This window comes from Microbacterium sp. NPDC077391 (assembly GCF_040686955.1).
GTDB classification, from domain to species: domain Bacteria; phylum Actinomycetota; class Actinomycetes; order Actinomycetales; family Microbacteriaceae; genus Microbacterium; species Microbacterium commune.
Genome location: NZ_JBFBMI010000004.1, coordinates 298,397 through 306,823 on the forward strand (window position 1 = coordinate 298,397; position 8,427 = coordinate 306,823).

At 70.4% G+C, this 8,427-nt stretch carries 8 protein-coding genes and 1 tRNA gene; 6 read left to right on the plus strand and 3 right to left on the minus strand.

Annotated elements, in window-relative coordinates; all coding sequences use genetic code 11:
* Window positions 1–51 precede the first annotated feature (51 nt).
* Both AB0O65_RS12435 and AB0O65_RS12440 read left to right on the plus strand, forming a co-directional pair.
* Window positions 52–3,666 carry an AAA family ATPase gene (locus tag AB0O65_RS12435; RefSeq protein WP_363385513.1) on the plus strand — a complete coding sequence of 1,205 codons (3,615 nt, stop codon included), beginning with the start codon at window positions 52–54 and terminating at the stop codon, window positions 3,664–3,666.
* Window positions 3,659–3,835: a hypothetical protein gene (locus tag AB0O65_RS12440; protein WP_363385498.1), complete on the plus strand. Its 177-nt coding sequence runs from the start codon at window positions 3,659–3,661 to the stop codon at window positions 3,833–3,835. The genes AB0O65_RS12435 and AB0O65_RS12440 overlap by 8 nt, the downstream gene beginning before the upstream one ends.
* A gap of 91 nt (window positions 3,836–3,926) precedes the next feature.
* Here the strand turns inward: AB0O65_RS12440 and mscL are convergent, their stop codons facing one another.
* The 3 genes from mscL to AB0O65_RS12455 are packed head-to-tail and all read right to left on the minus strand — an operon-like array spanning window position 3,927 to window position 5,243.
* Window positions 3,927–4,337: a large conductance mechanosensitive channel protein MscL gene (gene mscL, locus AB0O65_RS12445; RefSeq protein WP_071644787.1), complete on the minus strand. Its 411-nt coding sequence runs from the start codon at window positions 4,335–4,337 to the stop codon at window positions 3,927–3,929.
* Between the two features lie 24 nt (window positions 4,338–4,361).
* Window positions 4,362–4,634, minus strand: coding sequence for an FmdB family zinc ribbon protein (locus AB0O65_RS12450; protein WP_071644786.1), 273 nt, complete (start codon window positions 4,632–4,634; stop codon window positions 4,362–4,364).
* Window positions 4,635–4,646: 12 nt separating this feature from the next.
* Window positions 4,647–5,243: a 5-formyltetrahydrofolate cyclo-ligase gene (locus tag AB0O65_RS12455; protein ID WP_071644790.1), complete on the minus strand. Its 597-nt coding sequence runs from the start codon at window positions 5,241–5,243 to the stop codon at window positions 4,647–4,649.
* Between the two features lie 81 nt (window positions 5,244–5,324).
* Between AB0O65_RS12455 and galU the strand changes: the two genes are divergently transcribed.
* The 4 genes from galU to AB0O65_RS12475 all read left to right on the plus strand — a co-directional run bounded on the left by galU (window position 5,325) and on the right by AB0O65_RS12475 (window position 7,870).
* Window positions 5,325–6,197 carry a UTP--glucose-1-phosphate uridylyltransferase GalU gene (galU, locus tag AB0O65_RS12460; RefSeq protein WP_363385516.1) on the plus strand — a complete coding sequence of 291 codons (873 nt, stop codon included), beginning with the start codon at window positions 5,325–5,327 and terminating at the stop codon, window positions 6,195–6,197.
* 37 nt (window positions 6,198–6,234) lie between these two features.
* Window positions 6,235–6,843 carry a GNAT family protein gene (locus AB0O65_RS12465; RefSeq protein WP_363385519.1) on the plus strand — a complete coding sequence of 203 codons (609 nt, stop codon included), beginning with the start codon at window positions 6,235–6,237 and terminating at the stop codon, window positions 6,841–6,843.
* 63 nt (window positions 6,844–6,906) lie between these two features.
* Complete coding sequence (locus tag AB0O65_RS12470) at window positions 6,907–7,770, plus strand: hypothetical protein (protein WP_363385502.1); 864 nt, start codon at window positions 6,907–6,909, stop codon at window positions 7,768–7,770.
* Window positions 7,771–7,797: 27 nt separating this feature from the next.
* Window positions 7,798–7,870, plus strand: a tRNA-Ala gene (locus AB0O65_RS12475).
* The last annotated feature ends 557 nt before the right edge of the window (window positions 7,871–8,427 follow it).

Below are 8,427 nucleotides of genomic sequence, written 5' to 3' on the forward strand. Positions count from 1 at the left end.
CCGGTCGCAGTGACGCTCGGCGATCTCAGCGACTCGTCGACAGGCGTCGGCATCGCACACGCGGCCGAGGAACGACGCACCACCCTGCGGGCGCAGGCGGCAGATCTGGGCGGGGCATCCCCGCTCATCAGCTTCGTCGACGCGCCCGAATCCGTCGTCGACATCTCCCGCGCCCATCCCGGCAGCCTGCCGCAGTTCATCACCGGCCGCTCCACTCTTCTCTCCAACCTGTTCCGCGACGAGGTGGGGCTGCGCACCGCGCGCATGGCGGCCGAGCGGATCACCGCGCGCAACACCGAGCTGCGCACGGTGCGCGGCATCGACGCCGTGCGCCTCGCGGTGGGGATCGCGCGATGGCGCATCGGCGGCGCGCAGTTCGCCGCGCCCGTGCTGCTGCGTCCCCTGGCCATCCGCCGTCATCACGCCGACTTCGAGCTGAAGCTGCACGGCCGCTTCGAGGTGAACCCCGAGCTGGTGCGCGTCGCGCGCGAGCACTTCGGGCTCGAGCTCGACCCGGTCGGCCTGGCATCCCTCGCGTACGACGGCGGCATCTTCAAACCGCAGCCGGTGATCGACCAGCTGCGGGCGCTGACCCGCTCGATCGACACCTTCGCGGTGAACCCGCGCCTGGTGGTGTCGACCTTCGCCGACGTCGCCGATGCCATGGTGCGCGACATGGTCGACCTCGACCATCCCGTGCTCAACGCGCTCGCCGGGCACGTCGGCGACCGCGAGCAGGTCACCGCTCCCCGCCCGCTGCCCGCCGCGGCCGGGCCGGATGACCGGGCCCCCGCCTCGGAGAGCCTTCTGCTCGACGCCGACTCCGAGCAGGAGGAGGTGCTCGCTCGCATCGCCGCCGGGCACTCCCTGGTCGTCTCGACGCTGCCGGGCACCGGGGGCACGCAGACCGTCATCAACGCGCTGGGCGCTCTCGTGCGCTCCGGTCGTCGCGCTCTGGTCGTCTCGGCTCGCAGGTCGACGCTCGACGGCGTCCGGCACCGTCTCGCCGGCGTCGGTCTCGATGCGCTCGCCGTCTCTCCGAACCGCGCCCGTCGCGACCTCATCACCGCGATCGCGCGCTGCGAGAAGGCCACGCAGCCGAAGGCCGCCGAACTCGACGAGGCGCTCGTTCGTCTGCGCACCGTGCTCCGTGACTACCGCGGGGCGCTGGGCGAGCCGGTGGGGCGCACCGGAGCATCCGTCCTCGACGCCACCAGAGAGCTCGCTCGACTCGCCGCGCTGCCCGTGCCGCCGTCGACCGGGGCGCGCCTGTCGATGGACACGCTCGAGAAGCTCGCCGGAGACCGCAGCGATGCGGCGCAGGCCCTCACCCGTGCCGCCAAGCTGGGGGAGTTCCGTTTCGGCCCCGACGACTCACCCTGGTACGGCGTCAGCTTCGACAGCGCTGAGGCCGCCCAGCACGCACACGAGCTGGCGGGGCGGCTGCACGGCTCGGCCGTGCCCTCGCTTCTCGAGCGCGGGTACGAGCTGATCGCCCAGACGAGCATGCGGCCGTTCGGCACGATCGACGAGCTCGGCGAGTACGTGCGGCTGCTGCAGGGTATCCGGGATTCGCTCGACCGCTTCAGCCCGACGGTCTTCGAACGCCCGCTCGGCGAGCTGATCCAGGCGCACGGCTCGCGCCGAGACGCCCCAGGCATGTCGTCCGCCAACCGGCGCAGGCTCAAGAAGCTCGCTCGCGAGTACGTCCGCCCCGGCGCTCACGTCTCGGAGATGCACGAGGCGCTGCTGCGCATCCAGCAGCAGCGCACGCAGTGGCAGCGCTACGTGGAGGCGGGGGTCGCACCGCAGGTTCCGCTCGGACTCTCCGATGTGCATGTCGCGTGGCAGCGGGTCTCGGCGGAACTGGCTGATCTCGATCGCGCACTGGGTCGCCGCGAGCCGCTCAGCTCCCTCCCCGTCGCGCGTCTCGTGCGCACCCTCTCCGGCCTCGCCGCGCGCTCCGCCGTGTTCGACAACCTCGTCGAGCGCACGCAGATCCGCGACGCGCTCGCCGGTCTCGGTCTGCGCCCACTGCTCTCCGATCTCTCGGTGCGTCACGTGCCGGAGGAGCGGGTCTCCGCCGAGCTCGAATTCGCCTGGTGGCAGTCGCTGCTCGAACGCGCTCTGCAGGACGACCGGTCGCTGCTCGGTGCCAACACGGCGGTCGTCGACCGCCTGGAGCGCGACTTCCGTCTCGTCGACGAGGCGCACACCGCGATGGCCGGCCCGCTGCTCGCCTGGAACCTGGCCAGCCAGTGGCGCATCGCGATCGTCGACGAGCCCGATCAGGCCGCGCACCTGCGTCATGCGCTCAAGTCGGGTGAGGCCACCACCGCCGAGATCGTCTCCGCGGCCCCGGATCTCACGCGCGTGCTCGCACCGGTGTGGATCGCCTCGCCGTACGAGGTGCCGCTGATCCCCGAGTCGGTCGAGTTCGACGCCGTGCTGCTGGTGGATGCCGCCGCCGTGAACCTCGCCGAGACGGCGCCGGCGATCCGCCGCGCACGCCAGATCGTCGCGTTCGGCGACCCGGTGACCCAGCGCCCCACGCCGTTCACCGTCGCCACGGTGCCCGACCCGGAGTGGGAGGCGGAGGTCGACTTCGATGACGTGTCGGTCTTCGAGCGTCTCGCCGAGCTCTTCCCCGTGATGACACTCACCCGCAGCTACCGAGCCGGTGGCGAAGACCTCGCCGAGCTCATCAACGACGCGTTCTACGGCGGCGAGATCGTGTCGCTGCCGTGGGCGGGGTCGTATCTCGGGCGCGGCAGCCTCACCGTCGACTACGTCGAGGGGGGAGTGGGCGCGCCCGACCCGGATTCGGGCGCTGTCGAGAGCCCGGATGCCGAGGTCGCCAGGGTGGTGACCCTCGCCGTCGAGCACGCGATCCATCGTCCGGCCGAATCCCTCATGGTGATCACCGCGAGCCGCAGGCACGCGGAGCGGGTGCGGGCGGCCGTGGCATCCGCCTTCGCCGGACGATCCGACGTCGCCGACTTCGTCAGCCGCGACACCGCCGAGCCGTTCGCCGTCCTCACGCTCGAGGAGTCCGTCGCCGAGAGCCGCGACCGCGTGATCTTCTCGCTGGGCTTCGGCCTCACCAAGCACGGCCGGGTGCTCAGTGACTTCGGCGACCTCTCCCAGCAGGACGGCGAGCGACTGCTCACCGTCGGGATGACCAGGGCGCGCCGCTCGATGGTCATCGTGTCGTGCATCCGCCCGTCTGCGTTCGACGAGGGGCGGCTGGAGCACGGCGCGTCGACCCTGATGTCGATCCTCGGCGGACTCGCCGCCCGCGGCCGCGACGCGCGTCTCGAGGATCTCGCCGACCCGCTGACCCTCGCTCTGGCCCGCGAGCTGCGCCGTCTCGGCGCCTCGGTCGACGTCGACTACCGCGGCCTGCTGCCGCTGGTCGCGCAGCACGACGGACGCGCGGTCGTCATCGAGTCCGATGCCGAGATGCGCGGCGAGTCGCTGCGCGAGAGCGTGCGCCTGCGCCCGCAGGTGCTGCGCCGGCTGGGCTGGCACTATGTGCGCGTGCACGCCTTCGACCTGTACAGCGATCCCGCCACCGTCGCCCGGCGCATAGCGACCGTGCTGGGGATCGATGAGGACGCGGTGCGCGCCGAGAACGACACCCAGCCCTTCGATCTCGATGGATGACGAACGTCAGCGGATCGTGCGCGTCGCGGGCGCGCGCCGCGCGAAGCTGACCCGCGTGGAAGGCACGACCTCCGAGCCGCACGTGAAGAGCGCACCCTCGGCCCCGACCGATGGCGAGCGCGGACCGAACGACGAGCGGATGCTGCGCGAGGTCCCCCCTCACTACTGAGATCCGTCGACCGCCGATCGGACGCCCGACTCGAACCAGTGGATCGGACGCCCGACCCGAACGAGCGGGGCGTCCGATCGACGGGACGCGATCAGCGGATGCCGGCGTCGCGACGCAGCAGGTCGCGGATCTCGATGAGCAGCTCCTGCTCGGTGGGCAGGGTCTCCTCCTCGACGGCCGGGTTCTTGGCGGCCTTGCGCTCCTTGTAGGTGTTCATCGGCACGACGAACACGAAGTACACGACCAGCGCCACGGCGAGGAAGCTGATCACGGCCGAGATCAGCTCGCCGATCGGGAAGGTCACCGGGTCGCCGTAGATGTTGTCGACGGTGAAGCCGAACTTGCCGGCATCGTCGGCTTTGAAGACCATCGCGACCAGCGGGGTGATGATGCTGGACACGACCGCGCTGACGATGGCGGTGAACGCCGTGCCGATCACGACAGCGACGGCGAGGTCGATGACGTTGCCCTTGGTGATGAACTCCTTGAATCCCTGGATCATCCGCTTACCTCTCACAGTGGGACCTCAGCTCGAGGCCGGGGTCGCCGCGGGCGCCGGGGTGGCGGCCGTCGACGTCTCCGCCTTCGATGATGCCGAACCCGAAGCCGGGGCGCCAGCGGCTCCTCGAGAGTCCGTGCGGTAGAAGCCGGAGCCGTTGAAGGTCACACCGACCGATCCGTACTGCTTGCGCAGCGCTCCGCCGCACTCCGGGCAGAGGGTGAGCGAATCCTCCGTGAAGGACTGCACGGCGTCGAAGCGGTGGTCGCACGCGGTGCAGGCGTAGGCGTAGGTGGGCATGGAATGCTCCTGTCAGTTCCGCGCGGGCGACAGGGTGATGGTCTGCGTCGGGGTGACGATGCCATCGACCGGCTGGTCGTGCACTTCGCGCGGCAGCGAATCGAGTACCTCGGAATCATAGATCACCGCGTACACGGGCGGGCGGCGCTCCATCGAGCCGAGGGTCTTGTCGAAGTACCCGCGACCCCAGCCGAGTCGCGTGCCGTCGCGGTCGACGGCGGCGGCCGGGATGAGCATCAGATCGACGTCGTTCACGGCGATGGGGCCGAGCACCTCGCCGGTCGGCTCGGGCAGCCCGAACAGTCCCTCGCCGACCGGGGCGGAGTCGTCGGCGACCGCCCAGTCCAGAAGCCCGTCGGCGCGGCTGATCGGAAGCAGCACCCGGATGCCGCGTCGCACGGCGGCCTGCACGAACGGCATGGTGCCCGGCTCGGTCGTGGTGGAGAGGAAGCACGACACCGACCGCGCTCCGTGCGCGTCGAGCAGGGCGTCGAGCTGGGCGGCGAGTCCCGCGGCCGCCTCGTCGCGCTGCGCCTGGGACAGGATCTGACGGCGTTCGCGCAGTTCGGCGCGCAGCGCGCGCTTCTGCTGTTCTGCTTCGCTCCGCATGCCCCGATCATACGGGGGCGGGTCCGCCATCCCGCCGGTCGGGGAAGGGAGCCGGCCACTAAGCTGAGCGGCATGCGCACCATGAAGGCGGTGATCCCCGCTGCGGGCCTGGGAACCAGGTTCCTGCCGGCGACGAAGGCGATGCCGAAGGAGATGCTCCCTGTCGTCGACAAGCCGGCCATCCAGTACGTGGTGGAGGAGGCCGTCGCCGCCGGGATCCAGGACATCCTGGTCATCATCGGTCGCAACAAGAACGCGATCTCGGATCACTTCGACTCGGTGCCCGAGTTGGAGGTGCGCCTGCAGGAGAAGGGCGACCACGGGCGCCTCGAGCGGGTGATGAAGTCCAGCGATCTCGCGGACATCCACTTCGTGCGGCAGGGGGAGCCGAAGGGGCTCGGTCACGCGGTGCTTCGTGCGCGCACGCATGTCGGCGACAGCTCCTTCACCGTGCTGCTCGGAGACGACCTCATCGATGAGCGGGACCCGCTGCTGACCGAGATGATCGCGACGCACGAGCGCACCGGCGCTGCCGTCATCGCGCTGATGGAGGTCGACCCCGGTCAGATCCATCTCTACGGCGCTGCCGCCGCGGTCCCGACCGAGACCGAGGGTGTCGTGCGGGTGGACGGCCTGGTCGAGAAGCCGTCGCCGCAGGACGCTCCCTCGAACCTCGCGGTGATCGGTCGCTACGTGCTGCCGGCCGCCGTCTTCGACATCCTCGAGCGCACCGAACCAGGCAAGGGCGGCGAGATCCAGCTGACCGATGCCCTGCAGGATCTCGCCGCCGACCCGGCGGGCCCCGGCGTGGTGGGCGTGGTCTTCGGCGGACGGCGCTACGACACGGGCGACCGTGCCGACTACATCAAGGCGATCGTGCAGCTCGCCACCGACCGCGACGATCTCGGCGAGGAGCTGCGCCCGTGGCTCAAGCGGTTCGCAGCCGATCTCTGATCGGGAGGAGACGATGTCGAACGACATCCTGCCCGTGATGCGGTACGGGTCTGTGAGCCTGCGACTGGTGAGACCGCGCGACGCGAGGGTGCTTCAGCGCGAGCTGCTCGAGAACCGCTCCTGGCTCCAGCCCTGGGAGGCGACCATCCCCGGCGGCAGCGGGGGCTTCGACATGAGGGCGGCGATCCGTCGGCTCCTGCAGCAGCATCGTGACGGCGCCGGGTATCCGTTCGTGATGGAGTACGAGGGAGAGGTCGCGGGGCAGCTCAACATGTGGGGTGTCGCGCGGGGGTCGCTCGCCTCGGCGACCATCGGGTACTGGGTCAGCGAGCGCTTCGCGGGCCGAGGCGTCACCCCGACCGCGGTGGCGATGGCGACCGACGCCGCGTTCGACCAGCTCGGTCTGCACCGAGTGGAGATCTGCATCCGTCCCGAGAACCGCGCGAGCCTGAGAGTCGTGCAGAAGCTCGGATTCCGCTACGAAGGGCTGCGGCGGCGCTACATCCACATCGACGGCGACTGGCGCGATCACCACGCGTTCGCTCTCACGCAGGAGGACGTGCCCCGCGGGGTGCTCTCCCGCTGGGTGAACGGGGAGGTTCCGCCTGCTGCTGAGCTGCCTTCGCCCGACGAGGGACAGAGCTGACGGGCGCGACACACGCGCAGGAATGATCGCGTCTGAGCTCAGCCGCGCGCTACCGTGGTCAACATGGATGGGCCGGTGCTGAGTGGGGGCGTGATCGTCCTCGCCGCCGTGCTGCTCTGGCTGCTCTACTTCGTGCCCAGCTGGCGCGGGCGACACCAGTACTACGCGGCCGAGCGCAACGCCGTCCGGCTCAATCAGGCGCTGCGGGTCCTCGCCGAGACGAGTGAGACCCCCGACGAGGTGCGCCTCGAGCTGACCGCGCGCACGGCTCTCGCCCAGCAGCGGCTCGCGAAGCGGCTGCAGGCGGAGAAGGAGAACGCCCAGCTCGAGCGTCTTCGCGAGGAGCTCGCCGCCACACGTCGCGATCCGATCGTGCGGCAGGCGCGGGCCCGACGCCGCACGCGCCTCGCGGCGACAGCATCCGTCTTCGCTGCACTCCTGATGCTCGGTGCCGGCATCTGGCAGATCGTCGCCACCGGCAGCTGGATGTTGGCCGCCGGGGGAGTCGTCCTCGCTGCGCTCGGAACGACGGTGCTGGTGCGCATGGCTCAGGTCGCGAGCCGGAGCGCGGCTCGCCTGGCGCGCCCCGTGACGGCGCCGGTCGCCGAGCGCGTGTCGCCGCCGCTGCACGACCAGGGCCCCGCCGTGTGGACGCCGCGTCCGCTTCCGCAGCCGCTCGTGAACGTCGCCGGCTCGCGTGCTCAGACCGCGCAGGCCGAGATCGACGCTCGAGCGGAGCGCGAGCGGGCAGCCCGTCGCGCCGAGCTCCGCCGTCGTGCCGAGGAGCTCGCTCCGCCGGCGCCCACCTCGCTGCCCGTCGCGCCCGCCGCCGCTGAGGCGTCTCCGTACGCGGGGATGGGTGTCGTGGACGATGCCGAGATCGAAGCCCACGTGCGTCAGCTGCTTGCGCGTCGAGCAGTCGGCTGAGTGCGTGATAACCTGAACTCTGTTCACGGGCCTATGGCGCAGTTGGTAGCGCGCCTCGTTCGCATCGAGGAGGTCAGGGGTTCGAATCCCCTTAGGTCCACATCGTGACAAGAACCCCCGCGCTGAGGCGCGGGGGTTCTTGCGTTTCCGGGGCCGGCCCCGCGCCGGCTGCCGCCGCGCCGGCTGCCGTCGTGTTCGGGGTCCGGAGAGGGTTTTGTGCTGGTGGTGGGTGTTTTTGGTGGGGGCGGGTGGGGGTGCGACACGCCCGGGGGGTGGTGGGGATTTGCGGGGGTGTGGGGTGGGGCGTAAATTATTACTTGTTCGCCCCAAGCGGTTGAGCGGAAGGCCTGAAGGGCCTGGCTCCCCTCCAAGTAGCGGATAACCCACCTTCACTTCGGGTCACTTGTTGGTTCGGAGGGGCTGTTAGGCCCGGGGAGTGTGGTTCCCGGTTCGGGTGTTGTCGATTTGACATGCTCGTCGGATGGGATAGGCTGGAGCGGCTGCCTCGTGAGGGGCGGTGGATGTCTTCACCTTGATCGTTACGGCGTGTCGGATTTGACCGCCTGGTCGGGGAGATATACGATTGTGAAGTTGCCCTGCGCTTCTTGCCCTGATGGGGTGGGTGTGCGGGTGCGTCCGATCCTTGAGAACTCAACA